25 protein-coding genes are annotated in these 25904 nt (G+C 48.7%); 13 read left to right on the forward strand and 12 right to left on the reverse strand.

What is annotated here, in order from left to right:
• Positions 1-5 precede the first annotated feature (5 nt).
• Together XMA152_RS03520 and XMA152_RS03525 are read left to right on the forward strand one after the other, a co-directional pair.
• Entirely contained in the window at positions 6-611 is a 606-nt protein-coding gene (locus XMA152_RS03520; RefSeq protein ID WP_173482743.1) for a DUF6088 family protein, read from the forward strand.
• The gene (locus tag XMA152_RS03525) at positions 604-1647 is read left to right on the forward strand and encodes a nucleotidyl transferase AbiEii/AbiGii toxin family protein (protein WP_173482744.1); all 1044 of its coding nucleotides are present in this window, start codon (positions 604-606) and stop codon (positions 1645-1647) included. Before XMA152_RS03520 ends, XMA152_RS03525 begins: the two co-directional genes overlap by 8 nt.
• 223 nt (positions 1648-1870) lie before the next feature.
• Here XMA152_RS03525 and XMA152_RS03530 read toward each other — a convergent pair whose 3' ends face one another.
• Complete coding sequence (locus XMA152_RS03530) at positions 1871-2206, reverse strand: hypothetical protein (RefSeq protein WP_173482745.1); 336 nt, start codon at positions 2204-2206, stop codon at positions 1871-1873.
• A 534-nt stretch (positions 2207-2740) separates the two neighbouring features.
• Between XMA152_RS03530 and XMA152_RS03535 the strand changes: the two genes are divergently transcribed.
• Both XMA152_RS03535 and XMA152_RS03540 read left to right on the forward strand, forming a co-directional pair.
• Positions 2741-3079 (forward strand): DoxX family protein, encoded by a 339-nt coding sequence (locus XMA152_RS03535; RefSeq protein ID WP_173482746.1) that lies wholly within the window; start codon positions 2741-2743, stop codon positions 3077-3079.
• A gap of 71 nt (positions 3080-3150) precedes the next feature.
• Positions 3151-3459, forward strand: a complete 309-nt coding sequence (locus XMA152_RS03540) for a DUF1330 domain-containing protein (RefSeq protein ID WP_173482747.1) — start codon at positions 3151-3153, stop codon at positions 3457-3459.
• 4 nt (positions 3460-3463) lie between these two features.
• Here XMA152_RS03540 and gndA read toward each other — a convergent pair whose 3' ends face one another.
• A complete protein-coding gene (gene gndA / locus XMA152_RS03545; protein WP_371740258.1) occupies positions 3464-4975 on the reverse strand; it encodes an NADP-dependent phosphogluconate dehydrogenase in 1512 nt (503 codons plus the stop codon).
• A gap of 142 nt (positions 4976-5117) precedes the next feature.
• On the opposite strand from gndA, the gene XMA152_RS03550 reads away from it, so the two are divergent.
• A complete protein-coding gene (locus XMA152_RS03550) occupies positions 5118-6101 on the forward strand; it encodes a rhodanese-related sulfurtransferase (RefSeq protein ID WP_173482748.1) in 984 nt (327 codons plus the stop codon).
• Positions 6102-6166: 65 nt separating this feature from the next.
• Here the strand turns inward: XMA152_RS03550 and XMA152_RS03555 are convergent, their stop codons facing one another.
• The 6 genes from XMA152_RS03555 to XMA152_RS03580 form a co-directional block, all read right to left on the reverse strand.
• The gene (locus tag XMA152_RS03555) at positions 6167-7264 is read right to left on the reverse strand and encodes an enoyl-CoA hydratase/isomerase family protein (RefSeq protein WP_173482749.1); all 1098 of its coding nucleotides are present in this window, start codon (positions 7262-7264) and stop codon (positions 6167-6169) included.
• A 315-nt stretch (positions 7265-7579) separates the two neighbouring features.
• Positions 7580-8713 (reverse strand): cytochrome-c peroxidase, encoded by a 1134-nt coding sequence (locus tag XMA152_RS03560; protein ID WP_173482750.1) that lies wholly within the window; start codon positions 8711-8713, stop codon positions 7580-7582.
• A 7-nt stretch (positions 8714-8720) separates the two neighbouring features.
• A complete protein-coding gene (locus tag XMA152_RS03565) occupies positions 8721-9596 on the reverse strand; it encodes a sterol desaturase family protein (RefSeq protein WP_173482751.1) in 876 nt (291 codons plus the stop codon).
• The gene (locus XMA152_RS03570) at positions 9586-10632 is read right to left on the reverse strand and encodes an imelysin family protein (protein ID WP_173482752.1); all 1047 of its coding nucleotides are present in this window, start codon (positions 10630-10632) and stop codon (positions 9586-9588) included. The genes XMA152_RS03565 and XMA152_RS03570 overlap by 11 nt, the downstream gene beginning before the upstream one ends.
• The gene (locus XMA152_RS03575) at positions 10632-11897 is read right to left on the reverse strand and encodes a di-heme oxidoredictase family protein (RefSeq protein ID WP_173482753.1); all 1266 of its coding nucleotides are present in this window, start codon (positions 11895-11897) and stop codon (positions 10632-10634) included. The genes XMA152_RS03570 and XMA152_RS03575 overlap by 1 nt, the downstream gene beginning before the upstream one ends.
• Positions 11898-11952: 55 nt before the next feature.
• The gene (locus tag XMA152_RS03580; RefSeq protein ID WP_173482754.1) at positions 11953-13281 is read right to left on the reverse strand and encodes an imelysin family protein; all 1329 of its coding nucleotides are present in this window, start codon (positions 13279-13281) and stop codon (positions 11953-11955) included.
• A gap of 195 nt (positions 13282-13476) precedes the next feature.
• On the opposite strand from XMA152_RS03580, the gene XMA152_RS03585 reads away from it, so the two are divergent.
• The 7 genes from XMA152_RS03585 (at position 13477) to XMA152_RS03615 (ending at position 19885) form a co-directional block, all read left to right on the forward strand.
• Positions 13477-14484, forward strand: coding sequence for a Fe(3+) ABC transporter substrate-binding protein (locus XMA152_RS03585; RefSeq protein ID WP_173480169.1), 1008 nt, complete (start codon positions 13477-13479; stop codon positions 14482-14484).
• Positions 14485-14664: 180 nt separating this feature from the next.
• On the forward strand, positions 14665-16122 hold the full coding sequence (locus tag XMA152_RS03590; protein ID WP_371731490.1) for an ABC transporter permease: 1458 nt from the start codon (positions 14665-14667) through the stop codon (positions 16120-16122).
• 8 nt (positions 16123-16130) lie between these two features.
• Positions 16131-17228, forward strand: coding sequence for an ABC transporter ATP-binding protein (locus XMA152_RS03595; protein ID WP_173480168.1), 1098 nt, complete (start codon positions 16131-16133; stop codon positions 17226-17228).
• A 44-nt stretch (positions 17229-17272) separates the two neighbouring features.
• Positions 17273-17683, forward strand: a complete 411-nt coding sequence (gene fur / locus XMA152_RS03600; protein ID WP_173480167.1) for a ferric iron uptake transcriptional regulator — start codon at positions 17273-17275, stop codon at positions 17681-17683.
• Positions 17683-18729 carry an iron ABC transporter permease gene (locus XMA152_RS03605; protein WP_173480166.1) on the forward strand — a complete coding sequence of 349 codons (1047 nt, stop codon included), beginning with the start codon at positions 17683-17685 and terminating at the stop codon, positions 18727-18729. Before fur ends, XMA152_RS03605 begins: the two co-directional genes overlap by 1 nt.
• A 2-nt stretch (positions 18730-18731) precedes the next feature.
• Complete coding sequence (locus tag XMA152_RS03610) at positions 18732-19502, forward strand: heme ABC transporter ATP-binding protein (protein WP_173480165.1); 771 nt, start codon at positions 18732-18734, stop codon at positions 19500-19502.
• Positions 19503-19525: 23 nt separating this feature from the next.
• Positions 19526-19885 carry a hypothetical protein gene (locus XMA152_RS03615; RefSeq protein WP_173480164.1) on the forward strand — a complete coding sequence of 120 codons (360 nt, stop codon included), beginning with the start codon at positions 19526-19528 and terminating at the stop codon, positions 19883-19885.
• Positions 19886-19900: 15 nt separating this feature from the next.
• Here the strand turns inward: XMA152_RS03615 and XMA152_RS03620 are convergent, their stop codons facing one another.
• On the reverse strand, positions 19901-20449 hold the full coding sequence (locus XMA152_RS03620; RefSeq protein ID WP_173480163.1) for a YaeQ family protein: 549 nt from the start codon (positions 20447-20449) through the stop codon (positions 19901-19903).
• A 158-nt stretch (positions 20450-20607) separates the two neighbouring features.
• On the opposite strand from XMA152_RS03620, the gene XMA152_RS03625 reads away from it, so the two are divergent.
• Entirely contained in the window at positions 20608-22728 is a 2121-nt protein-coding gene (locus XMA152_RS03625) for a hybrid sensor histidine kinase/response regulator (RefSeq protein WP_173482755.1), read from the forward strand.
• 287 nt (positions 22729-23015) lie between these two features.
• Here the strand turns inward: XMA152_RS03625 and XMA152_RS03630 are convergent, their stop codons facing one another.
• Genes XMA152_RS03630 through XMA152_RS03640 form a run of 3 tightly spaced genes read right to left on the reverse strand, consistent with a single transcriptional unit; the run spans position 23016 to position 25871 of the window.
• Complete coding sequence (locus XMA152_RS03630; protein ID WP_173480160.1) at positions 23016-24113, reverse strand: ABC transporter ATP-binding protein; 1098 nt, start codon at positions 24111-24113, stop codon at positions 23016-23018.
• A gap of 5 nt (positions 24114-24118) precedes the next feature.
• Positions 24119-24982, reverse strand: a complete 864-nt coding sequence (locus tag XMA152_RS03635) for a carbohydrate ABC transporter permease (RefSeq protein ID WP_173480159.1) — start codon at positions 24980-24982, stop codon at positions 24119-24121.
• Positions 24972-25871: a carbohydrate ABC transporter permease gene (locus XMA152_RS03640; protein ID WP_173480158.1), complete on the reverse strand. Its 900-nt coding sequence runs from the start codon at positions 25869-25871 to the stop codon at positions 24972-24974. Before XMA152_RS03640 ends, XMA152_RS03635 begins: the two co-directional genes overlap by 11 nt.
• Between the last annotated feature and the right edge of the window lie 33 nt (positions 25872-25904).

The following is a 25904-nucleotide window of genomic DNA, read 5'->3' on the forward strand; positions in this document are numbered from 1 at the left end:
TTATTATGTCCGTCTCAGAACACATCAAAAGCAGAATCTCGAAGCTGAAGAAGGGCGAACCCTTTTCGACCGGCAGTTTTTTGTCATTTGGCTCACGCTCAGCGGTTGATAAAGCCATTTCGAGATTAGTTGAGGAAGGCGTCATCGAGCGTGTCGCTCGTGGTGTATTCGTTCGTCCGAAGGAAAGTCGGTTTGTTGGAAAGGTAATGCCAGATGTTTCTCGCGTTGTTGAAGTGATCGCAAAGGGGCATGGCGAAACGATACAAGTACATGGTGCAGAGGCGGCTAGACGATTTAAAATCTCAACACAGGTGCCTACCCGCCCCGTGTATTACACCAGCGGTCCTTCTCGGGAAATTCAAATCGGGAACCTAAAAGTTAAGCTGATGCATACATCAAGTCATCGCAAGCTTCAGCTTGCAGGCAAGAAAGCCGGTTTGGCACTTTCAGCTCTGTGGTACCTTGGCAAGGAGCAAATGAGCGCTCGTACAATTCAGTTAATCCGCGAGGGACTGAACGAGCATGAGTTTGATCAGTTAATCGCTGCATCTAAACCTGCATGGATGACTGAAGCACTCCATGACTACTGCGATGGTAAGTTGTATGCCTGAATCGTATCTATCGCTCTCGCCCAAAGACCAAAAAGAGATTCTTCAATCGGCTGCAATTCAACTGGGGCGAAAAGAGAACGTTCTTGAGAAGGATGTCTGGGTCTGCTGGGTATTGGAAACTATGTTCTCAATACCTGGCGCCCATCCTATGGCCTTTAAAGGAGGTACATCACTCTCAAAGGTTTACGAAATTATCGACAGATTCTCTGAGGATGTGGACATCACGTTGGACTTTCAACAGTTCAACGATACAGATTACGGCAAGTATCCAGAGAAATTCGACCCCTTTACTGATGGCGTCAGTAAGACACAAATTTCCAAATACAGTGATCGTCTGAAGAGTTATGTAAAGTCATACGCCATCAATGTTGTCGTTCCGCATATACAGTCCAAGCTTAATGAGCTTCCAACTAAAGAGGCGCACTCCATAACTATCGACGACAGCGGCGAAAAAATCTGGCTGAGTTATCCGTCCGTCACAGAGCAATCTGACGAGTATTTAAAAGCCAATGTATTGATTGAGCTTGGCGGCAGAAATGTCATTGATCCAAATGAGACTCACTCAGTAACGCCTTACATCGCCTCAATCACAAAAGGAGTGAGCTACCCCACAGGAAAAGTGGTGGTTCTATCGCCTGCGCGAACCTTTTGGGAGAAAGCGACGCTGATTCACGTTGAGTGCAACCGAAGTGATTTCAAACAAAACGCAGAGCGTCTCTCTAGACACTGGTACGATTTAGTGATGCTATCCAAACATCCCTCCAGCCAGGGAGCGATCGCCAACAAAGAGTTACTTGAGGACGTAGTTAAGCTGAAAAAAGTCTTCTATAACTCTGGCTATTCTGACTACGACGCCTGCCTAACAGGGTCATTAAAACTGGTTCCCGACCAAGCCTCTCTTGATCAGCTCGCTACAGATTATAAAACTATGGTGTCGTCCGGGATGATGTACCGCGACCCCCTCAGCTTTGCTGAATTAATTGCTGCCATTAAGAATCTTGAGCGCGAGATTAATGAGTGGCGCGATTCAAAATAATTGTGACATTTTTTGGCGCGATTAGTGTCACAATTAATTACCAGTCATATAGGAGAGGCGCTCCACCAGGACGTCCTAGTGCTTATCCTCATTATCAACCGCCGCGTCCAGCGGGTAGGCTTCATTGCTTGCGCAGGTCCACCTCAATTACAAAGCGAGTCTTCGCTGGATAGGCTTGCCTGCTATCTGAAAAGAGCAGGACGATTTGAGCATCACAGCGAATCTATTCGGGATTCTCATCCCCTGACTCTTGAGCCTGACGATCTGGCTCATACACGGCGTTTAAACTTTTCTGGCGAGGAGTCTTCACGGTATCCGCCCACTTGTAGTAAGCATTCCGCGTTTCCGTCATAAAATCAGTGAAATCTCTGAGACTCATTCGATACCTGAGTAACAGGTACAGAGCTTCTATCAAGGCGATTCGATCATCGATGACCCAGCCTGGTGTTTGTTCGACCGGTTGCTCAAAATAAGGCTCCTCTAAATTGATGACGTAGTCTCGTTTGAGTGCTGCGAGGACAAGCCCATCCATCAAATCGTCATCGATATCTATATTCACTAGCTACTCCTGTTTAGCATTTTGCCCCCGTCTATAGACGCTCAACGCAGTGGGAATAGCAAGGAGATTAATGGCAAACGGACGCAGGTTCGAATCCTGTTTTTGAATTCGAATTCAGATCACCAAACAGAGCCCTCAGCAACACTCAAACAACTGTATAAACAAACATACTTTCAATTTATTTATTCATAATAATCAGCGATTTACTAAACTTATAAAGCTCTGATATAACGCGGTTTGGTGCAGGGTTACCCTTCCTCCACCATATACAAATAAAAAGGCCACCCCGAAGGGAGTGGCCTTTTTATTTGTATTCGGCGCGGCTTGAGAACCCGCGGAGCGGGTTCGACAAAACTACAAGGATGTAGTTTTGGACAACACAAAGTGTTGCCCCAAAGGGGTGAAGGCCAGGATGGTCTGAATCAATCCCGCCACAATTCGATCTTTTTAAAAGACCACCCAGAATCACTCCCGCCCCACACCCAAAATCCTCAACTACACTTAATCCATACTCACCCACCTAAAGGGAAACAGATGGATAAGATAATCACCCCGTTAATCACCCTCATCTTCGTTGCATCAGGCAGTGCTAAGCTGCTGGGTCTGGAGTTTGAATTAGAAGCTTTTGATCGCTGGGGTTACCCGCTCTGGTTTATGTATTTCACCGGTGTCGTCGAAGTGATCGGAGGCTTAGTTATTTGGGTTAAGCGGCTTCGATTCATCACATCAGTAGGGCTCAACTGCGTGATGATAGGTGCCATGGCCACTCATCTGTTGAATGCTGAATGGCCAATGCTAGGCGTTGCAACGGTTATCCTAATCCTAACCCTTATCAACACTAGACGTTTTAAGAACGATATTAAACCAGTGTAAAAGCAGTATCTTGAGCAGTGACTGTTCTGAGGTTAGGCTAGGTGCCATTAGAATCAAAAGGGTAAAACACGATGGCTAAAGGTTACTGGATGGCTCATGTCGATATCTCAGACCCAGAGGGTTACAAACTCTATCAGGCCGCTAATACTGAGCCATTTAAACAGTATGGGGCTAAATTTTTAGTCCGTGCAGGCGATAACCAACAGGTTGAGGGGAGCGTACGATCACGCCATGTGATCATTGAGTTCCCGAGTTACCAACAGGCGTTGAATTGCTACCACTCCTCTGGCTACCAAAATGCTAAAGCGCTACGTGAACATGCAGGCATTGCTGATCTAGTGGTTGTCGAGGGCTACGAAGGCCCTCAACCTGGGGAGTAGGTATTTACACCTTCTCCATCGGCCTACCCGGCTCACTCCAACGCACGTGGTATTTGCCATCATCACGATCTGTTCGCTCGAATGTATGCGCACCAAAATAGTCTCGCTGACCTTGCAGTAGGTTGGCAGGCAGCACCTCGGTTCGGAATGAGTCGTAGTAACCTAGGGCGGAACTAATCGCCCCAGCAGGGATACCCGCTAGAGCTGATTGCGCCACAATCGCGCGCCAATTATGTTGATGTTTAGCCAACTTTTCAGAGAAAAACGGATCCATTAGCAGGCTTGGCAGATCCTGATTACGCTGAAACGCTGCTGAGATCGGCTGAAGAAACGCTGCACGAATAATACACCCGGCACGCCAAATTCTTGAGATGGCGGATAAATCGAGCGCCCAACCCTGTTCTTTTGCTGCCATCTGCATCAGATGATAACCCTGCGCGTAGGCACAAATTTTTGCACAGTAGAGTGCATCATGCAGCTGTTCAATTAACTGCTCTTTGGGAGTATCTAAAGTAACATCTGTTGGGCCAGACAGAACTTTAGACGCTTCAACGCGAATCAATTTAAGGGTGGATAGTGAGCGAGCAAAGACTGCATTGGTCAGCGTTGGCGCAGGTGTACCTAGCTGAAGGGCACTAACCGCGGTCCATAAACCGGTACCCTTTTGACCCGCTTTATCAAGAATGACATCGACCAACGGCAGGCCGGTAAACTGATCCTCTTGATCCAGAACTTCTGCACTGATTTCGATCAAGTAGGAGTGCAGTGGGCCACGACTCCATTCTCGGAATACACAAGCGATCTCGGAGGGAGCCATCTGCATGGCGTACCGCATGAAGTGGTAGACCTCACAGATCAACTGCATGTCGGCATACTCGATGCCGTTATGAACCATTTTTACGTAGTGGCCTGCACCTGAATCGCCAATGTACGTCGCACAAGGCTCACCCTCAGTGACTGGATTACCGGGCTCACGACGCTCAATGGGGAGTCCTGTGGTTGCATCCACTTTCGCTGCGATCGCCTCCATAATAGGGCGTAAACGTGACCAAGCTTTTTGATCGCCAGATGGCATCAAAGAAGGGCCGAAGCGTGCACCGACTTCACCACCCGATACCGCAGTAGAGAAGAAGGTAAAGTGCTCTTTATAGTTCACTTCACGATCACGAGTGTCGGTCCAGAGTGAGTTTCCGGTATCCACAACGATATCATCGCCTTCAACGCCTGCCTCAATCAGCTGACGGCAGACTGCATCGACAGGATCACCTGCTGGCACAGAGACAAAAATGGTTCTTGGTGAAGGCAAAGCCGCTAACAGTTCACCGAGCGATGAACAGGCTTGAATCGGTTGAGGACGATCCGGAACTTCAGCAGCCGCTTGAGCGATCGCGTCATCTACTTTATTGGCATCCAGGTCAAAGGCTGCGATTTGGTAACCATTATCAACGAGGTTGAGCACCAAGTTTTTACCCATAACGCCAAGCCCAATAAAACCGATCATCTCTCTATCTGCCACTACCTAAGCCCCAAAAAAGTTGTTTATCTGACCCTCGTTATTCTAACGTTTTTCAAGCTTGAAAACTCTACTCTATAAACCTCAATGCCTTATCTGGTAAAATTGCGCGGTTTTCAACCATCCAGATTACGCCGGGGAGATTATGGCCAATATCGTTGTATCCGCACTCTACCAATTTGTTCGCTTTGAGGAGTGTGAAGCACTGCGTCAGCCTCTGTTAGAGTTCCTGAACGAGCAAGATATTCGCGGCACATTAATCCTGGCTAAAGAGGGTATCAACGGCACGGTCTCTGGTAGCCGTGAAGCGATCGATGCGCTCTACGCATGGTTTAAAGAGCACCCACCGCTGGATCAAGTCAGCTCCAAAGAGTCGTTCTTTGATGAGCAACCGTTCTACCGCACCAAGGTAAAACTGAAACGTGAAATCGTTACCATGGGTGTTGAAGGCATCGATCCACTGAAAACCGTCGGCACCTATGTCAAACCTAACGAGTGGAATGACCTGATTTCCGATCCAGAAGTTCTGTTGGTCGACACACGTAATGACTACGAAGTGGATATCGGTACATTTAAAGGGGCGATCAACCCTCATACCGACACCTTCCGTGACTTCCCTAGCTACGTTAAAGAGCAGCTAGATCCAAGTAAGCATAAAAAAGTCGCCATGTTCTGTACGGGTGGTATCCGTTGTGAGAAGTCGACCGCGTTTCTCCGTGAACAGGGCTTTGATGAGGTCTACCACCTAGAGGGCGGCATTCTTAAATACCTTGAAGAAGTACCTGCCGATAACTCGATGTGGGATGGTGAATGTTTCGTCTTCGACAACCGTGTATCGGTTGGACACGGTTTAGAGCCCGGTGACTACCAGCTCTGCCACGCCTGTCGTATGCCGCTATCCGCTGAAGATCGTCAGAGTGAGCACTTCCAAGAGGGGTTAAGCTGTCACCACTGCTACGACAAAGTGACCGATAAACAGCGTAAACGCTTTCAAGAGCGCCAGCACCAGCTCGAATTGGCAAAAGCGCGTGGCGAACATCACTTGGGTAAAGACGCAGTGCACGATTTCGAGCAGCGTCGCCAAGAGAAAAAAGCCAAACGCGAAGCTCAGCGCAAAGCCAACCAATAATGGCCGAGTTCAATGCAGGATAACCAGCATCTTATCCTGCATTGATACCCTATCGTCTGTGAGTCTTAAAGATCAGCCAGCGGATTCACCGGCCATGGCGATTCAAAGAACGCTTCAACAACGGCTGACTCCACAGTATCAACCGACTTAAACATCCAATTCGGTTTACGATCTTTATCCACTAAAAGAGCGCGAACACCCTCGGGAAATTCCGGATGCTGGCAACACTGCACGGCCAACACTAGCTCAGACATAAACACCTCTTTTAGGGAGAGATGACGAGTACGTTTCAACTGCTCAGCAATTAAATGAACCGAAAGAGGCGACCCGTGAGTGATCGCCTTATGTGATCGTTGAATCCATGGATCGTCACTCTCAATGTTGGCCATTGCGTGCATCAACTGAGTTAAGTCATCCTGATCAGTCACCGATTGAATGAAGTCATAATGATCTTGAATCGGTGACTCTTGTCGAAACGCCGCTTGCGACTGCTGCTCTAACTGACGAAGTGTCTGGTTGACTGTCTGAATACTATCACTGTTCCAATCGGCTGATTGCAGGCCAGTCACCATCTCAGTGTATCGCGTCGATTCAATAAAGCGATCCGCTAACCCTAAGAACAACGCATCCGCCGCAAAGATAGGGTTACCCGTTAAACCCAAGAAGAGTCCTGTGCGACCCGGCATCCTGTTCAAAAAGAATGAACCACCCACATCGGGGAAGAGCCCAATCGTCACCTCTGGCATCGCCATGTGTGACGTCTCTGTCACGATGCGGTGGCTACAGCCGTTCATCAGCCCCATACCACCGCCCATCACTATGCCACTGCCCCAACAGATAATCGGTTTAGGAAAGGTGTGAATGCGGTAGTCCAGACGGTACTCGTGTGTGAAGTATTCTGTCGGGAAGCTGGGGTTATCGCCTGAGGTAATCGAGCGGTAGAGGCTAACCACATCCCCGCCGGCACAAAAGGCCTTTTCGCCGACACTAGTTAACAACACCGCTTTGATTCTGTCATCCTTTGCCGCCTGATTTAGACGAGGCTCGATCAGCTGAATCATCTCCAACGTCAAAGCATTGAGTGATTTCTCAGCATTAAGGGAGATCTCTAACAGCTTATAACCATCTTGGGTGGGGTATTCGTGAAACTGAACAACGCTCATTGTCATGACTCTTTGGATGCGAGAAAGCTAACAGCCTACATCAATAATTATGCGTTTCAATCATTGGCTGATTTATCCGTTGCAATGATACAAACAGGCATTATAATGAGAATGATTATCAACTGCATTAAAGGAGTTAGGGCAGTGTATCGTAAACGAGTATTAGAAGATGAGTGTAAACTTCAAATAGAGATACCCATCGAAGTGTTAACAAGGCTATTAAACGATAAAAACCTAGTGGCTACAGACATCCGCTGTTTGACGCAAGAGAGCAGGACTCATCTAAGAAAATCATTGCTGGGTTGCGTCAGATAATTACTCGACTAACGATTCAAATTTCTTATCCGTCAGCGTTTTAAGAAACGCCTCTAGTGCGTTAATTTTTCGATCAGTTAATATTTTCATCTTTAACAGTTCATGGCTCACCGTCTCTGGCACTTCCGGGGTGCGCCAAGGCTGATCCGTTTCAGGATTCAACTTGCGCTCTGGGTTATTAAACTGATCATAAAATGCCAGTACCGTTCTTAACTCCGCAAACACACCGTTGTGCATATAGGGTGCTGTAACGGCCACATTTCTTAGGGTGGGGACTTTGAATTTACCCCGATGAATGGCTTCCGTAACCGCAGGATTGGCGAGCAATCCCTCGTCAACTTCGTTATCTCCGAGCCCATTAACCGCTCTTAGTTGTTGGTTAGCTGGCACACCTATGTTGTGAAACTGGTAGTTACTGAATGTCTCACCCTTCTGCTCGGGGCGCTTCAGCATATGGCAACTGTTACAGTTCGTATTGTTATTCGAGAAGAACAGCGCCATACCGAGCTCTTCATCAAAGCTCATTTCGTATTCGCCACGCAAATAACGATCATATTTGGAGTCGAAAGGGGCAAACTCGTTACTGCTTTCGTATTCAGCAATAGCAAGCGTCATAGCTCGGTAACTGGCATCAGTATCCTGCCAAATAGAGTCACCAAACAGCTGTTTAAATCCTTCTACATAAAAGGGATTCTCTTGTAGACGATCAACAACCGCTTGCTTGGATGGCATTCCCATCTCAATGGGATTCAACGGTGGTCCACCGGCTTGTGCAGCCAGATCTTTCGCACGACCATCCCAAAACTGCCCACCAACAAACTCTCCCTGCTCTTCTGAAAAATGAAACTCAGGCGTAAGCATTGCATAACTGGCAGTGGGTGCTTGTCGATCACCGAGGGATACCTGGTCGTCGCCCATTGAGGACATAGCAGCAACGCCATTATCACGTGGATCAGCAAACCCTGTAGAGGGGGAGTGGCAGGATGCACAGGACTGAGTCCGGTTTTGTGACAGGTTCGTGTCCACAAACAGAATTCGACCAAGCGCTTCCATGCTCAAGGTCTGGGCCTGTAAAGGAGTGCCAATAAGCACCACTAAGCTCAGGCAAACAGTAAATATTCGACTAGAAAACATCACGCACTTAACTCCTTAGCAACAGCAATCTGAATAGACTGGTACGCATACCTTTTTTGCCAACCCCAAAATCAAATGGATCGTCATAACGTGTGATCCGCAGCGATCCAAACCACCAATCCCAAATTGCCAAAATACTGCCGTAATTTTGATCTGTTCCAGTGCGATTGTGGTGCCACTGATGCTGAGCCGGGCTGATCAAAATTTTTTGCAACCAAGGCCAGTAACTCAGTGGTAACTGAGAGTGGCGTAGATTACTGCCTGCGATATTCATAATCGCCACGATGACTAGAGACCCTAGCCACTGGTGAGCCTGAAGGCCAAATCCAAACCAGTAGATAAACAGACTGGTCACTAAACCCGTTACCAAAGCATATCGTAAACCAAACAGCAGACTCTCAAGGGGGTGGATCCGATAGAAGGTGAAAGGCGTTAACACCTCCGCACTGTGATGTAACCGATGGATAGGCCACAACCAACGCGAAGTATGCATCCAACGATGTAGCCAATAGCGACTCAGATCACTGAAGATAAACAGTGTCAGAGTAAACAATACATTCACCCACCAAGCGGCTGGCTGAAGCCCACGAAAGCCGAATAGCGTCTGCCACAACTGCAAACCCCACCAAATAAACTGTTGTATCTCTGGCAATACAGCAGCCAACAGCGTCAACTTACTGAGACTGAGCAGCATAAATAGTAAGTAGTCCTGCCGTGCACTTTGGTGCCACCAGATAGTCGAGCTTAAAAAACTGGGCAGTTTACGCCAGCGTTGGTAAGCAATGCCAATCAACAGCGCAGAGATCAAAAACGGCCAATAGATTCGATTACCAGGTGTTGCCAGATAATCGAAACCGAGCCAGTGCAAAAGATCAGTCCCCATCAGCATCTAATATGCGAGCTTCTAGGTTGAGGCTATTGATCAGCATGAAGTAGTAGGCGTTTTGTAACATTGCCAATTCGTTAAACAGCGCTTTATATTCGGGTGTCTCGACCTGATCAACCAAAGGGGCTGGCACAGCATCAAGTGCTTTTTGGGCAGTTTGGATGCGCGTTACCAAAAACTCCATATCACTACCAACACCTGCAATTTTGCCCACCGATACTAGATCTAACCCGCGGTCATTTTTAATCACCAACTCGTGCGTACGCAAAATTCGTTCGACCGAAGCGTGGCTCAGCTGTGCATAGGGGAACTCTAGGCTGGAAGGGTTTAAAGTCCCTTTGGTTTTGGGAGTCAAACCTGCCGCCTCACCCACACGCCAATTGGCCAGTTTGTAACTGCTATCAATTAAGCGATTAACGAGAAGACTTAAGCTCGCTTTACCACCCTTTACAAAACTCGTATCAGATTCATAAAAATCGGCAATTTCATACATCCAACCTTCGATATTGGCGCGAGCAATTTCAGCCGCTTGTAAACGTCGGGTAGCAGCCGCACCGGTCACAGGCGTATCAGGGTAGAGCATGATCTCAAGGCCATTTATCCCTCTATTCGAGTTTTTAAACAGCGCCTGCTTTAGAGGTTGTTCAGAGGTTAAAGCGATCTCAACCTGATCTTTAATGGACTCGTTACCCTGATGATAAAAGTCGATAAATCGAGGGTGATCAACTAAGTTTTCATCCAAATCACCCGCAACATACATCGCTTCAACGGCTTTCCAATCGAGCGCAATACGATTAAAGGATTGCTGCAATTCTGTCCAATCTGGCGATGCACTGCTCTGCTGTTTAGCAATCAATATTTTAAGGTTCTGCAACTCAGTTACAGCAGCTCGACTATCCTTAACCAGCAACTCAGCTTTTAAATAAGGCAATAAGTTCGAGTCAAATTTCAACGACTCCTGTTCAGCTTGAACCGAAGTGAAAGAGAAAAGAGCTAAACAGAAAGACATTGCTGTAAAGATTGATCTAAACACTAGAGCATCTCCAGAAATTGAATAAGTTGTCGTTGATGTTCGACAGAGAGATCAGTGAACTTACGTTTCGACAGTATAGCCTCACCGCCATGCCAAAAAATCGCTTCAGTCAACGTTGAGGCCCGACCATCATGAAGATAGGCAGGATATTTTAAATGTTTCCTTAGCCCAAGCCCCAGCAAAGGTGCTGTTCGCCACTCATCTGCATCTGGCCCGGAACCCGCAAGCCCCTCCCCCATATCATGCAACAGCAGATCGGAGTAGATCGGGGCTGGCTCACCGGCTGAGGTGGTGTATTCATTCGTATGACACTGCTGGCACCCTATCGCAGAAAAGAGCCTCATACCGGCCTCTTGCTCTGAATTGAGCCTATTCACTTTAGGCGCTTTAAGATGGGTTAAATAAAGTGCCATAGCCTGCAAACGCAGGTCCGGCAAATCTAAAACATCGCTTTTATAGGCGTTCAAACATTCGATTTGAACAGACGTGCAATTGACCTCTGGATAGAGTGAACTGCGCAGTCCCATATCACCATGGGCAGCATTAGCAATTTGATCGATCAGACTGCTTTGAGTGTTTTTCCAGTTATACCGACCCAACTCATAGCGTTGATTAGCACGTGACCAAACGTCTACGGCTCGTCCCGATAGACCATCTTGATCGACATCATCGGGGTCGGCACGTTCACGGATTTGATCAGCTGGAATACTCTCTATCAGTGCCATACCGGCCAAGGCGGGTGCGCGAAGGAGATGCCATTGCGTATTAGATGAAAGAGGACCGTAATTTAACTCTTGGAGTGTTAATTTAGGTTTTTTCAGTTGCTGGCTGCCCTCAACCCGAAGAAGCTCAACCTGATAACTCGCTTCATAAGGGACCTCTCTGACACCATTGATGGCAAGTTGAGCACCGTAAATAGGATCTGCTTGCCACTCTCCTTCGTTAAAGCGGTTCAGACGCACAATCGTAGATCGGGGTACTTTCAACAGTCCCGATTCAGAGTCGATAAAACCGCCACCTGCCCCATTATGCTCATGACAAGAGAGACAGGTATTGGCGTTAAATAGTGGGCCTAACCCATCACGTGCAGTGGTGGCTGCCGGGGCCTCAACCCAAGGGATCTTAAAGAAGCTTCGCCCAAGCAGTGCTAGCTCTTCTAGCTGTTCAGGGAGATCGTCACGAACCTGAGTAAGCGCATGCTTACTTCGGTCAGCAGTATAGACTTGGGTTTGCGCTAAAACAGAACCGGCCCAGAGCAGACTCAAAAGAGCTGCTTGGGCCAGTGTGCAAACTGCGCGAAGAAACGCTATCAACATAGAATTAGATTTGAGTCTCTTCAGCGTCAGTCACGTCATCCTCTGTCAGACTAATAGAGAGGTCTGCAGCAACTGCGACCATCGCGTCACCTAGCTTACGCATATCATTTTTCATACGGCGAATTTCGTTCGCTTGAGTGGCATCAACGATCTGGTAATCGAAGTGCATTTTAGACTCAGCGAGCTCGTTCATTGTATTGACGCGTGTATCAATCGCGGCAATTAGACTATCCAGCTTAGCCTGTGTTTCAGCTGAAGCACTGTCGTAAAGACTTGCACCCAATTTCTCACCGTTAAGCTCGCCTTTCAGAACGTTGACAAAGCCTTGGTAGTTGAGCGCAATATCACGGTGCGTGTTATCAGAGAAACATGAGTGCTCATCTTCTTCACTTGGTGTAAGCACAGCAACTGCAATACGCTCGTTCGCCAGTTCAGATTTGATGAATACACCCATACCCGCAATAATCGTACGTGCAGCCTCTTCAGCGGCTAGGTTTTTAGCCGAATCGTGGTGTTGACCAAGGAGCGCGTTACGGTAAGCACCTTTAGTATCACTCTTACAGCCATGCTTCATTTCACACTTAACCCAAGCACTGTTGACTGTTTCTAGATCCGATACCAGAAGATCAGCCGCAGCATTGAGGTACTCTAAACGACGAGTGGCATTAGCATCTGTTGTAAAGTCAGTCAGTGGACGTGCACCTGCAGCCAGTGCACCCGGGGTTACAGCGTCAGCTGTGAAGTTGCTGTAGTCCTGATCCTGTCCCCATAGAAGGAATTCGATCGCGTGGTAACCGGTTGCAACGTTCGCGTCACCACCGTTTTCATTCAGTGCAGAGATGGCATCAGCTGTAATTGAAGATACATCGACTGCTTCAGCATCTTCACCGCCTGGGTTAAAAACACCTGCAGTATCAACAATGTTGCCAGACGTCACCGAACCATCTGCTGCGGTAGTGTAGTCGATCATGTTCTCATCTAGAGGCCAAGCGTTTAGCTGACCTTCAAGTGCACCGTAAGTGTCAGCCACCCAACCCTCTTCAGCATCGATTGGGCCTTCTGATAGACGGAAGATCTCTGTCACACCGTAGGTTTCACGAGACTGCAACCAAGCTTGTTTCGCATACTCCAGTGTCATTGCATTGGGTGCGGCCGCAAACTCCTGCAAAGCAGACTGAAGGGATTTAGCATCACTGAGTGCTGCTTGGTAAGAACTACCGGCAAGATCTGCATAGGTATTAAGGAAGTTCTTAGCTTGAGTCCCTGCGAATGACGATGACGCTATGCAGGTAGATAACATTGAAAAAGCGAGAGGTTTGTAGAGGGTTTTCATAAATTAGTTCCGTCTATTAGTGAATAAGAGCGAGCAGACAATAATAAAAACTTATTGCGAATGCAAATGATTCTCATGTAGAATCGCATCATTACTTCAATAAATAAGTAGTAATGATTCTTAAATGTTCTAAGGCTCTTATTTAAAGGATGAGTAAGGCCGGTTTATAATTCGTACCTTCAAGGAGAAACAAACATGTGGATTCGTCGTATTAGCGCTGTAGCAGCACTCTGCTTTACTACCACTGCTGTCGCTGACATTAACCTCTATTCATCACGTAAAGAGGCCCTGATTCAACCATTACTGAATCAGTTTACCGAGAAGACAGGTATCGAAGTACGCCTGCTCACCGGTAAAGATGATGCACTGTTAAGCCGTTTGAAGATGGAAGGTGGCGCCTCCCCTGCGGATCTTCTTATCACTGCAGACGTTGCACGTCTTCACCGCGCGAAAGAGATGGGTCTAACTCAGCCGGTTGAATCCACTGCATTGAACGAGGCGATTCCTGCCAACCTGCGCGACAGTGACAACCACTGGTTTGGTATGACCAGTCGTGCTCGCCCAATCATCTATGCCAAAGATCGAGTTAATCCAGAACAACTCAGTACCTACGAAGCACTAACCGATGAGCAGTGGAAAGGTCGTATCTGTATTCGCTCCTCAAGCAATGTCTACAACCAGTCACTGATTGCCTCTGCGATTGCTGCTAACGGTGTCGAAGCAACAGAAGCTTGGGTTGAAGGTCTAGTGGCTAATTTTGCTCGCCCACCGGCTGGCGGTGATACTGACCAACTAAAAGCGGCAGCCGCGGGTGTCTGTGACATCGCTATTGCCAACACCTACTACTTAGCGCGTTTGGTTCGCTCTGATAAAGCGAGTGACAAAGCGGTTGCTGATCAGCTAGCGGTGTTCTGGCCCAATCAGAACGATCGCGGTACCCATTTCAACATCAGTGGTGCTGCATTGACGGCGTCATCTAAGAATCGTGACGAAACAGTTGCCCTACTTGAGTACATGGTGAGCCAGGAAGCACAAGAGTGGTACGCTGAAGTCAACAATGAGTACCCTGTCGTAGCCGGCGTTGAGCCATCCAATGTACTAAAAGCCTTTGGCACAGCTAAGAGCGATGACGTTGCACTGTCTAAGCTTGGCGAACTGAACCAAGAAGCGCTTCGCCTTATGGATCGTGCTGGCTGGAAGTAAAACAGATGAGAGTTAACTATCAATAGTATCCGTGCAAATTGGGTAGCCTTATCGATCGCCGGTCTGGTTGCCCTTCCCATTCTAACCGTTGTTAGTCAGTCCCTATTTGCTGGATCTGAGGCTTTCTCTCACCTTCTTGATACCGTCCTCGCCGACTACGTTCTCAACTCATTAATCCTGATGGCCGGTGTCGGTATCGGCACCGTCATTATGGGAGCACCGGCTGCCTGGTTGGCAGCGATGTGTGACTTCCCCGGTCGTCGTTGGCTCGATTGGGGAATGCTACTGCCTTTAGCCATGCCCGCCTATGTCATCGCCTATACCTATACCGGTATGCTCGACTTTGCCGGCCCAGTACAAACCCTGCTGCGCGAACTGACCGGTTGGGGCTATGGTGACTACTGGTTCTGGGAGATTCGATCGCATAGCGGTGCCATTGCTATGTTGGTGCTGGTGCTCTATCCCTACGTCTACCTGATGGCTCGCGCGACCTTCCTTGAGCAGTCAGCCGTTAGCTTTGAAGCCTCTCGCAATCTTGGTTACTCACCCTTCAGGGCCTTTCTAAAAGTCGCCATTCCTATGGCAAGACCCGCCATCATTGCCGGTGTCAGCCTAGCCCTAATGGAGACATTGGCCGATTACGGTACGGTGCAATACTTTGGCATTCCGACCTTCTCAACAGGTATCTTTAGAACCTTCTATGGCTTTGGTGATGCCAATGGTGCGGCACAGTTAGCCAGTCTGTTGCTAGTGTTCGTGGCGACATTGATCTTTGTCGAGCGCTATTCACGACGCAAACTGAGCTACAACGTCCGAGCAGGATCTCGAGCGATGGCTAGCCGAATTCAGCTTAAGGGTGGACGCGCTTGGCTGGCGGCTCTGGCTTGTTTCATTCCGTTTTTCTTTGGCTTCTTGTTGCCGGCCGGTCAACTGCTCTCTTGGTCGGTGTTTGATGCGCAAATGCCCTGGAGTGACTTCCTCAGCCTCTCTTGGAACTCTTTCTATTTGGCAGGTCTTGCAGCGCTAATCGCCCTTGTTCTGGCCACGCTGCTGGCGTACACCCAACGCTTTAACAGTGGCTCATTGGTGAAACAGGCCACACAGTTCGCCGCACTGGGCTACGCACTGCCGGGTACCATTATTGCCATTGGGGTCTTAGCACCTTTAGTGTTTGTGGATCAGAGTCTGCTTGCTCTCTCCGAACGCTTCGGCTTAGGTATGAGCGGGTTGATCTTCAGTGGCACTCTGTTTGCCCTGTTGATCGCCTACACCGTGCGCTTTTTAGCCGTCGCGCTTGGCAGTGTGCAGTCTGGCTTGGGGCAAATTAGCCCTAGCCTGGATGAAGCGGCCAAAGGGATGGGACGATCCCCCTTTCAAGTGTTGCGACAAATCCATGCGCCCTTAATGAAGAGCAGTCTTCTAACTGCACTACTGGTGGTCTTTGTTGACGTCCTCAAAGAGCTGCCGGCTACGTTAATGCTGCGCCCGTTCGACTTTAACACCCTGGCCGTTCGCGCCTTTGAGCTGGCTTCGGATGAACAGCTTATCGAGGCGGCACCACCCTCATTAATGATCGTTGCCGTTGGGCTAGTCCCAGTTTTGTTGTTGAATCGTGCCATAAGCCGCCACAAGCACTAAGGAACTCTATGAGTATTGAGTCAAACATACCGACATCTACACACCTAAGTATTGAGAATGCTTATGCCGGGTATGCTGATCTGTCGGTTGTGAATGGGGTCACACTGAACATTCAACAGGGCGAACTCATCTGCCTGTTGGGGCCCAGTGGCTGTGGCAAATCTTCGCTACTGCGTTGCATTGCAGGATTTCACGCGCTCTCTAGCGGCAGCATCATGCTGGGCACAAAACGTCTGGATGATGGAAAGTCTCAACTCCCGCCGGAACAGCGCAACATCGGTATGGTGTTTCAGGACATCGCTCTGTTTCCCCATCTTAGCGTCAGGGAAAACATTGAGTTCGGACTGTTTGAGTGGTCAAGCCAACAGGCTAAAGCCCGAAGTGAGCAGTTACTTACAATGATCGGCCTACAAGGCATGGGCGGTCGTTACCCACATGAGCTATCAGGTGGACAACAGCAACGTGTCGCCTTAGCGAGAGCACTGGCACCCAAACCCGATCTACTGCTACTCGATGAGCCCTTTTCTGGCTTGGACGCCGCACTGCGAGATGAGCTCATTCCGGAAATTGCCGAGCTACTAAAGCAAGAGCAAATTACCACGCTGATGGTGTCACACGATCAGGCAGAGGCCTTTGCTTTTGCAGATCGCGTTGCGGTTATGAATCAAGGCAAGCTGGAACAGATCAGCCTGCCTGAAGCGATCTATTACGAGCCGAAAAGCCGGTTTGTAGCTGAATTCATCGGCGAAGGTGAGTTCATAAAAGCAGAGTACGTCGATACCCAGCATGTGAACTCTCTGTTTGGCCAGAGCCGCTCAACCACCGAGGTGAGTGAGGCACCCTACAATAAAGAGCTATTTATACGACCGGATGATGTCGAGATTGTTGAACAGAGCGAGGTTAGCGCACAGGTAGAATCCAAGCGTTTTCGTGGTGGGCAATCTCTATTGAGTGTGCTCTTGGAGGATGGCCAGTCACTTGCGGTGACCTGTCATGCAGTTCAAGCCCCCAGCGTGGGTGATACGGTCTATCTAGCATTGAAACAACACCGATTTTTAGTCACGGATGACCTAGGTAAAATTGAACCTAAAAACGAGGCCCGCTAAGATGTCTCTTAGCGTCTGAACAGTAAACATTGACGAGAACAACTATGTCTTCAAGCAACCAAGAACTTAAAAAAGCGGGACTCAAAGCGACTCTTCCGCGCATCAAGATTTACCAGCTACTCGAAGATGCCAATGAGAATGACCATTGGAGTGCTGAAGACATCTACAAGCACCTCATGCTTCAGGGCGAAGAGATAGGTTTAGCCACGATCTACCGTGTTCTGACTCAGTTTGAAGCGGCCGGTCTTGTTATGCGTCACCGTTTTGAGAACGGCCACTCAGTCTTTGAGCTGGCGTCGGATGACAACCACGATCACATCGTCTGTGTTAAAACCGGTGAAGTTAAAGAGTTTAACGACCCCATCATCAACGCTCGCATCGAAGAGATCGCGAAAGAGCACGGCTATGAGATGACCGGTCGAACTCTTCACATCTACGGCCTTAAGAAGAGCTAATGCAGGCTACGGGCGATCGCTCTTTACAGGCAAAGTTCACCATCTCTCTATTGATGTTGGCTCTGTGCCTGGTTGCCCTATTCAGCCTGACCATTGGCTCATCAAACACTTCTCTCGCCAGCTCACTTTGGGCGTTAATGCAGGGCGAAGCCATCGGCATTCAAGAGCAGGTCATCCTGTTTGATATTCGCGCCCCCAGAACAGTCATGGGCCTATTGGTCGGCGCTAGCTTAGCTGTCTCGGGTGCCATTATGCAGGGGCTGTTCCGCAACCCTTTGGCTGATCCAGGTCTTATTGGTGTCAGCTCCGGTGCAGGTTTGGGTGCCGTGACAGCCATTGTCATAGGTGGGCTGTTACCCATCTCACTCTTAAATAGTATCGGTGGATTTCTGGTCCCAATCGCGGCCTTCTTAGGTGGCTGGGGCTGTATGCTGATTCTCTACAAGATCGCGACGCGTCAAGGCAGAACCTCGGTCGCCGTGATGCTGTTAGCTGGCTTAGCACTCAGCGCCTTTGCTGCGGCACTGTCGGGATTGTTGATCTACTACTCCAACGACAGTCAGTTGCGTAACCTAACCTTCTGGAATCTTGGCTCCATTGCCGGTGCTAGTTGGAGCTCACTGAAAGTCGCTGGGCCGTTGATGCTAATCTCGCTACTGTTAGCTCCGTTACTCGCTTCTGGCTTAAACCGTTTAGCGCTGGGTGAAGCCGCTGCCATGCATTTAGGCGTTTCGGTGCAGCGTCTTAAACGAGCCGCTATCCTACTGGTTGGATTATCCGTTGGGGTCGCCGTAGCCGTTTCAGGTGCGATCGGATTTGTCGGCATCATCGTGCCCCACCTGCTGCGCCTGGTCATAGGACCAAACCATCGCTATCTACTGCCTGCCGCGGCACTGTTAGGCGCTATTGCTCTTATGTTAGCCGACATTCTCAGTCGTACACTGATTGCACCGGCGGAGCTACCCATCGGCATTGTCATGGCGATATTGGGTGGGCCATTCTTCCTCTACCTGCTGCTGCGTAATCGTAATCTGCTGGATCTCTAATCATGATTATCACCAAGGATCTCAGCGTAGGATTCCACCAAACCGAGGTACTGTCGAAGGTCGATTTTCGCGCCGAACCGGGGCAGTTGGTCTCGATTGCAGGACCGAATGGATCGGGGAAAACCACCCTATTAAGGGCACTCTCAGGTGAAATTGATTACCGAGGCGAGATTCATTTTGATGGCGAAAACCTAGCTGATCTTTCACACCAAACACTCGCCAAACGCCGCGCGATTCTACCGCAAGCGACCCAGTTGGCTTTCCCCTTTACTGTGTTGGAAGTGGTACAGATGGCGGACCTAGATCGCCGATCAGAACGTCCATTTCAGGCTCTCCAGCGTGTCGGTTTAGAAGGCTTTGAATCACGTTTTTATCAAGAGCTCTCTGGCGGTGAGAAACAGCGCGTTCAACTGGCACGTATTCTGGTACAAGTCTGGCAGCCTGTGATCGATGGTAAAGCCAACTGGCTGCTGCTCGATGAGCCAGTCTCCTCTTTGGATATCGGTCACCAAATCGAAGTCATGCAGATTGCCAGAGAGTATGCCAATGCCGGTGGTGGCGTCATCTGTGTCATGCACGATTTGAACTTGGCTGCGATGTTCTCAGACAGCATTGCTCTATTTGAGAAGGGGCGCCTGCTGATTCAAGATACACCGAATACCGTTTTAACCGATGAGACGCTTTCACGAGCTTATCAATGGCCCGTTCGAGTGAATCGCACACCGAAAGAACCCATACCCTTCGTTCTGCCGCAAACCGCTAAGAGCGATTAAAATATCTGCTTAAGGAGATCATCATGTATAGAAAAACTGCACTTGTTCTAGCATCACTGAGTATCACCGCTTGCGCCACGGCACCCGATCTTCGCTTTAATAGCACCGAAGAGATCAGCGACCGTCTAATTGAGAAGGACAAGGCCGCGATCGAGAAACAGCTCGGACAACCTCGTTCGATCGCACAAGAGGGACCACACACTTGGGTCTGGACGTACCACTCTGACATGATGCCCAATAAGAGTCCAAACCAAGGGAAGTGCGAGCTAATCATCACCTTCGATGACGACAAACCGATTAAAGCGGTGGTTAACTCAACTGAGTACTCACCCTTTGTGCAGGAGCTGCAGACCTGTAACGATCTGGTACAGCAGCTGCAATAAACACCCTAAATTCTGTTAAACAGCTGGGTAGATCTGTTGCGGATCAATGGTCGCCGAACCGGCCTCGGAACTGAGCCAGATCTGCCCATCAGTAATCGAAGCACTGATTTGTGCACCGCGCTGAGCAAGCGCTGTTAACGCTTCTCTTTGATCCACACTGATGCGATAGATCGTCAAATCCTTTTGACTGGCGACCAATTTTTTCACACTCTGCCACCAAGGATCGAAAGCCTGATCAGATCCATAGGTAATCAAAACAGTCTCTTGTGAACGGTTGCAGGCTCTCTTTAAACGCTTTTCACTCGGCAAGCCCACCTCTAACCAGAGTTCGATCTCATCAGCGTAACTCTTTAACCATAGATCAGGTTCGTCCTCTTCGCAGAGACCGCGAGTAAACTCTAGACGCTCTTGCGCGTTCATAACAAACGCTAGCAAACGCATCATCATGCGCTCGTCGGTCTCTGAAGGGTGTCTTGCCAACGTCAGCGAATGATCCGCGTAGTAGTTACGATCCATATCAGCAATTTGCAGAAAGATTTTAAAAACGGTGGAATTTTGCGCCATTTCTGTCCCCTAAAAACACGCTGTCATTAGTGACAGATAAAAAAGTTACGACTTAACTGGATTTTACTACAAAGTGGTCTATGCTGACTCTAACTTGTTGCGAATGCGCTTTTCTATTTACAGGCCAGTAACAAAAACAAATTTAAAGCTGGATTTTTATGCTCGAACGTTTAAAACAGATACCCCTTTGGCTGAAATTAATTATGCTCGCTACGCAAGGTCTATTCTTGTTTGCGGTTGTGGTCACTTTATACGGGTTCTACTCTGACAAGACTCGTCATCAAGCGTATGATCAAGCGACGCAACAGCAGAAGCTCTATCGCGAAGCAATTACCAAACTGGGTGATTTTCGAGGGGTATGTACACTTAAGCGAATTAAAACCGACCCATCGAAAGAGCTGACTCAGCTCTGTGAGAGCGCTGAATTGCAACTAGTCGAAGCATTAGAGTCGCTGGATTACCCGGCTTATGAGATAGAGCAAATCCTCTCAGTCGAAGGCCAGTATTTCGAGGTCTTTTTAAAGAAAACAGCCTATTCTGAGCAACTGTTAACACAGCTTTTTCAAATCTACCGAGACTCAGGCGTTCAGTTGGAGGAAAATATCCTCTCTTACACATCAGGGCGAACTATCTTTATACACCTACCCGATCTGATTGAAAAATTGGGTGTCGTTCGCGGCATAACGGGATTATCCAATTCTGGCCTGGTCTCACGCAATAATCTTTACATTGCAGAAGGTCGAGTTACGGAGATCCTTATCAACACCCGAAACACCTTAGAAGCCTTCGAACAGGCCAATGCAAGTAGCTCCCCGTCAGAATTATTACTCGATTTTGAAATCATCGAACAGCATATCGTTGAGCATTTTGAGCGATTAGATCGATACCGTTTCATGGAGTTGAGGGATCCAACCAAAGACTACGATCTCGATCTCTTTTTAAAAGCGACTGAGATTATTGATCAGATACAGACTCTATACGATGACACAGAAGCAACCTATGCGGGTCTGTTGGCAGTAGAACAAAACAAAACTCATCAATACGCCATCTCCTCTTCTCTCTTATTTGTAATTGCTCAGTTACTTTTAATACTGATGTTCCGATTTATGTTACGAGCCATTCACCAGATTGAAGAGACCTCTGAACAAGCGACTAAAGCGTCAGCATCCCTATCTAAAACGCTTAAACAGCAAGATAAGATGTTCGCCATTATTGGGCATGAACTCAGAACCCCAGCGGCTGCACTCAATATGCAACTGAATGAATTGCAACTTAAAGAGCAGCAAAACCAACAAGTTAAAGAGGCGCATGCCACATCACAGCATCTGCTCGAAGTACTGGATGATATGCGAGTTGGCACCGACACATCATTAATTATGGAGAGTCGCGTCGAAACTCAACTGTCAGTCTATCGATTAATTAAAGAGGCAAGCCACACGCTCTTTTACACTGCCGATCGGTTTGGGATAGATATTCAAGTTCGCGGCATGAGTGATGATCTGCATGTTGGCTATAAAAAACAGATTCGCCAGATCATTATTAATATGACTAAAAACGCCATCGTGCACAGTCAAGGTACCCAGGTCATTCTGGATCTGAGTTATACCTCGGCCGAAGATCAAACCAACTATCAATTGCAGATTATTGATAATGGCAAAGGCATTCCCGACAAAGACGTTGAGCGTCTGTTCGAAGCCTTTGAACGAGGCGACACTAAAGCGTCCGGAACCGGTCTCGGTCTGCATATCAGTCGCGAACTTGCACGCAGTTTATCTAATGGAGATTTGGTCTTCAGCCCTAACCCTGAAGGGGGTGCCATCTTTACCCTGAGTTTCACACTCAAACAGGCCAAACACGAAGAAGCAGCAGCAGCAGCAGCAGCAGCAGCAGCAGCAGCAGCAAAAGAGCATGCAATCAAAGGCAAAAAGATACTACTGGTCGAAGATACCGCCACATTAAGAATGCTGGGCAAAACCATACTGACACGCGAGGGTGCCGAGGTGGTTGATGTAGAGAACGGTCAATTAGCCCTAGACGCCTACTCTAAGCAGAGCTTTGACCTAATCATTACTGACATCATGATGCCGATAATGGATGGCTATGAACTGACCGAAACGCTGAGATCCTGGGGTGCAACGCTTCCGATTATTGGGGTTACCGGTGCCACGGTGGGTAATGAGGCAGACAACCTGCTGGCGAAAGGGGCCGATCGAGTGATGCCGAAGCCTTTGAATCTCGACCAATTAGAGACTGCGCTTAAAGAGATAGAGGCGAATTAACTACCCCGTTGGAGCGATCTTGCAAAGGTCGCGATGCTTTACCGTTCATCGCCTCATCTACGATAAGGCTCCAACAAAAAGCATTAACGAGAGACTGCACGAACCGTTGGAGCGATCTTGCAAAGGTCGCGATGCTTTACCGTTCATCGCCTCATCTACGATAAGGCTCCAACAAAAAGCGTTAACGAGAGACTGTACGAACCGTTGGAGCGATCTTGCAAAGGTCGCGATACTTTAACGCTCATCGCCTCCTCTTCGAGAAAGCTCCAACAGATATAGGGCAAGGTTTAGCAGATACGCTCACCGGTTTGGATATCAAACGCGACCGCTTTCGCCGTATTAACCTGCACCTCTGTACCAGCGCCTGCCGTCATGCCCGCTTTAGGAGAAAGGCGTGAGTGAACATCAATGCCGTTCCATTGACCAATTGCCATGGTGTCAGCCCCCATAGGCTCCACAACATCAAAGTCCAGCTTCATGCTGTGCAACCAATCCTGATCTTCAGGTGCCGGCTTAGGCTCGGTAATCATCTCTGGACGAATACCCAACACCACACGATCAAGGCCTTTTGCAGCAATGGCCTCGGCACATGGTAGTTTTAGGTGATGAGTTTCACCCGCAGATTCAACAACCGCTTGCCCCTCTTTGATGTCGACCTCAATAAAGTTCATCGGCGGCGAGCCCATGAATCCTGCGACAAACATATTGGCTGGGTTGTTGTAGATCTCGTCCGGAGTACCCAACTGCTGCACGATGCCATCTTTCATAACGGCAATACGATCAGCCAGAGTCATCGCTTCGATCTGATCGTGCGTCACGTAAACAATGGTCGTGCCAAGACGCTTGTGCAGCTTCTTGATTTCAGTACGCATCTCTACACGCAACTTAGCATCCAAGTTCGATAGAGGCTCGTCGAATAGGAAAACCCGCGGCGAACGCGCTAGGGCACGGCCCATGGCAACACGTTGACGCTGACCACCCGAAAGCTGGCTCGGCTTACGATCCAGTAGGTGATCGATCTGAAGCAGCTTAGCCACCTCGTTGACGATGCGATCACGCTCCTCTTTAGGGACTTTACGCATCTCAAGGCCAAAGGAGATGTTGCGCGCAACGTTCATTGTTGGGTAGAGCGCGTAGCTTTGGAAAACCATCGCAATGTCGCGATCTTTTGGCGAGGCCAAAGTCACATCCTTACCCGCCAACTCAAGCGTACCACTGGTCGCATCTTCAAGACCCGCAATGATATTCATCAGCGTCGACTTACCACAGCCTGATGGACCCACCAGGATGAGGAATTCACCATCCTGAATGTCGATGTTGATCCCTTTTAGGATGTCTGTTTCACCAAAGGATTTAGTGACGTTATCGATTAATAGAGAGCCCATAATAGTTATCCTTTTACCGCGCCAGCTGTCAGGCCGCGTACAAAATATTTACCTGCAAAGATGTAGACCAGTAGAGTGGGAAGCGCTGCAATCACGGCAGCCGCCATATCGACGTTGTACTCTTTACCGCCCATCGATGTATTAACTAGGTTGTTCAGTGCCACTGTGATCGGCTGCGTACCCGGACCTGAGTAGACCACGCCAAATAGGAAGTCGTTCCAGATCTGGGTAAACTGCCAAATGATCGTTACCGTGAAGATAGGTAGAGATACCGGCAAGAAGATGTGGCGGAAAATCTGGAAGAAGCTTGCGCCATCCAGTTGCGCCGCTTTCACCAACTCCGTCGGTACAGAGACATAGAAGTTACGGAAGAAGAGCGTCGTAAACGCAACCCCGTAGATCACATGCACCAGAACCAGACCGGTTACTGTGTTGGCCAAGCCCAATTCAGCCAGTAGACGCGCCATCGGTAGCAAAATCACCTGAAACGGAATGAAGCAGCCAAACAGCAACATACCAAACATTAGGTCGCTGCCGCGGAAACGCCATTTAGAGAGCACGTAGCCGTTCAGCGCACCGATCACGGTCGACAGAATGACGGCCGGAACAACGATCTTCACACTGTTCATAAAGAAGGGTGCTAGACCCTGACACTCGGAACCGGTACACGCACTGCTCCACGCTTTGATCCAAGCGTAAAGGGTTGGATCCTGTGGCAGTGCCAGTAGGTTACCGCTACGAATCTCTTCGATGTCTTTAAACGAGGTTGTCAGCATCACATAGAGTGGCGCTAGGTAGAACAGCGCAAACGCAAGCAGACAGCCATAAATAAATAGACGACCTAAGTTAAATGAACGATTAGCGACCATTTTTTCCACCTCGTAGTTCTGAGTAGAGGTACGGCACAATAATCGCCAACACACCCATCAACATAATCATCGCACTGGAGGCACCCACACCCATCTGCGCTCGGTTAAAGGCGTAGGTGTACATAAAGTTAGCCGGTAGGTCAGACGCGTAACCCGGACCACCGCCAGTCAACGCTTGCACCAGGTCAAAGCTCTTAATCGCAATGTGAGAGAGAATGACAATCGCACTGAAGAAGACCGGACGCAGAATAGGCAGAATCACATACCAATAGGCTTTCATCTTGCTCGCGCCGTCAATCTCAGCTGCTTTAATCAAGCTGTCGTCAACACCACGAAGGCCCGCAAGGAACATCGCCATAACAAAACCACTCGACTGCCATACCGCTGCAATCACGATGGTGTAGATCGCCATGTCCTGCTCAACCAGCCAGCGGAACTCGAAGTTCTCGAAGCCTAAATCACGGACCAGTTTCTCAAGACCTAGACCTGGGTTGAGGATCCACTTCCAGGCCGTACCCGTGACCACAAACGAGACCGCCATGGGGTAGAGATAGATGGTACGCAGCGTACCCTCTAAACGAATTTTTTGATCCAGTAGGATCGCTAGGAACAGACCTAGCAGTAACGAGACCGCGATAAACAGAACGCCAAACACTACCAGGTTATTCAGAGCCACATCCCAACGAGGGTTGGCAAACAGCTTGGCGTATTGATCAAAGCCGACAAAGTCCCACTGAGGCAACATTCGACTCTTGGTAAAAGATAGCGCTCCGGTCCAAATCATAAAGCCATACATACAGACCAACATCACCGCAGTGGTGGGGGCTAGCACGATTTTTGGCAATAAGGACTCTAGCGTCATTGGCTTTTTAGCCTTTGACACACTCATCGTGAATCTCCTAAAAAAGTAAATAAGAGCCCT

The organism is Marinobacterium sp. xm-a-152 (assembly GCF_013282965.1).
In the GTDB taxonomy this organism is placed as follows: Bacteria; Pseudomonadota; Gammaproteobacteria; order Pseudomonadales; family Balneatricaceae; genus Marinobacterium_E.

Excerpts from the sequence above, each read along its gene's own strand:
- XMA152_RS03520 (WP_173482743.1), top strand. The coding sequence starts at position 6 with ATGTCCGTCTCAGAACACATCAAAAGCAGAATCTCGAAGCTGAAGAAG.
- XMA152_RS03525 (WP_173482744.1), top strand. The coding sequence starts at position 604 with ATGCCTGAATCGTATCTATCGCTCTCGCCCAAAGACCAAAAAGAGATT.
- XMA152_RS03535 (WP_173482746.1), top strand. The coding sequence starts at position 2,741 with ATGGATAAGATAATCACCCCGTTAATCACCCTCATCTTCGTTGCATCA.
- XMA152_RS03540 (WP_173482747.1), top strand. The coding sequence starts at position 3,151 with ATGGCTAAAGGTTACTGGATGGCTCATGTCGATATCTCAGACCCAGAG.
- XMA152_RS03550 (WP_173482748.1), top strand. The coding sequence starts at position 5,118 with ATGGCCAATATCGTTGTATCCGCACTCTACCAATTTGTTCGCTTTGAG.
- XMA152_RS03555 (WP_173482749.1), bottom strand. The coding sequence starts at position 7,264 with ATGAGCGTTGTTCAGTTTCACGAATACCCCACCCAAGATGGTTATAAG.
- XMA152_RS03560 (WP_173482750.1), bottom strand. The coding sequence starts at position 8,713 with ATGTTTTCTAGTCGAATATTTACTGTTTGCCTGAGCTTAGTGGTGCTT.
- XMA152_RS03565 (WP_173482751.1), bottom strand. The coding sequence starts at position 9,596 with ATGGGGACTGATCTTTTGCACTGGCTCGGTTTCGATTATCTGGCAACA.
- XMA152_RS03580 (WP_173482754.1), bottom strand. The coding sequence starts at position 13,281 with ATGAAAACCCTCTACAAACCTCTCGCTTTTTCAATGTTATCTACCTGC.
- XMA152_RS03585 (WP_173480169.1), top strand. The coding sequence starts at position 13,477 with ATGTGGATTCGTCGTATTAGCGCTGTAGCAGCACTCTGCTTTACTACC.
- XMA152_RS03590 (WP_371731490.1), top strand. The coding sequence starts at position 14,665 with ATGGCCGGTGTCGGTATCGGCACCGTCATTATGGGAGCACCGGCTGCC.
- XMA152_RS03595 (WP_173480168.1), top strand. The coding sequence starts at position 16,131 with ATGAGTATTGAGTCAAACATACCGACATCTACACACCTAAGTATTGAG.
- fur (WP_173480167.1), top strand. The coding sequence starts at position 17,273 with ATGTCTTCAAGCAACCAAGAACTTAAAAAAGCGGGACTCAAAGCGACT.
- XMA152_RS03605 (WP_173480166.1), top strand. The coding sequence starts at position 17,683 with ATGCAGGCTACGGGCGATCGCTCTTTACAGGCAAAGTTCACCATCTCT.
- XMA152_RS03610 (WP_173480165.1), top strand. The coding sequence starts at position 18,732 with ATGATTATCACCAAGGATCTCAGCGTAGGATTCCACCAAACCGAGGTA.
- XMA152_RS03615 (WP_173480164.1), top strand. The coding sequence starts at position 19,526 with ATGTATAGAAAAACTGCACTTGTTCTAGCATCACTGAGTATCACCGCT.
- XMA152_RS03620 (WP_173480163.1), bottom strand. The coding sequence starts at position 20,449 with ATGGCGCAAAATTCCACCGTTTTTAAAATCTTTCTGCAAATTGCTGAT.
- XMA152_RS03625 (WP_173482755.1), top strand. The coding sequence starts at position 20,608 with ATGCTCGAACGTTTAAAACAGATACCCCTTTGGCTGAAATTAATTATG.
- XMA152_RS03630 (WP_173480160.1), bottom strand. The coding sequence starts at position 24,113 with ATGGGCTCTCTATTAATCGATAACGTCACTAAATCCTTTGGTGAAACA.
- XMA152_RS03635 (WP_173480159.1), bottom strand. The coding sequence starts at position 24,982 with ATGGTCGCTAATCGTTCATTTAACTTAGGTCGTCTATTTATTTATGGC.
- XMA152_RS03640 (WP_173480158.1), bottom strand. The coding sequence starts at position 25,871 with ATGAGTGTGTCAAAGGCTAAAAAGCCAATGACGCTAGAGTCCTTATTG.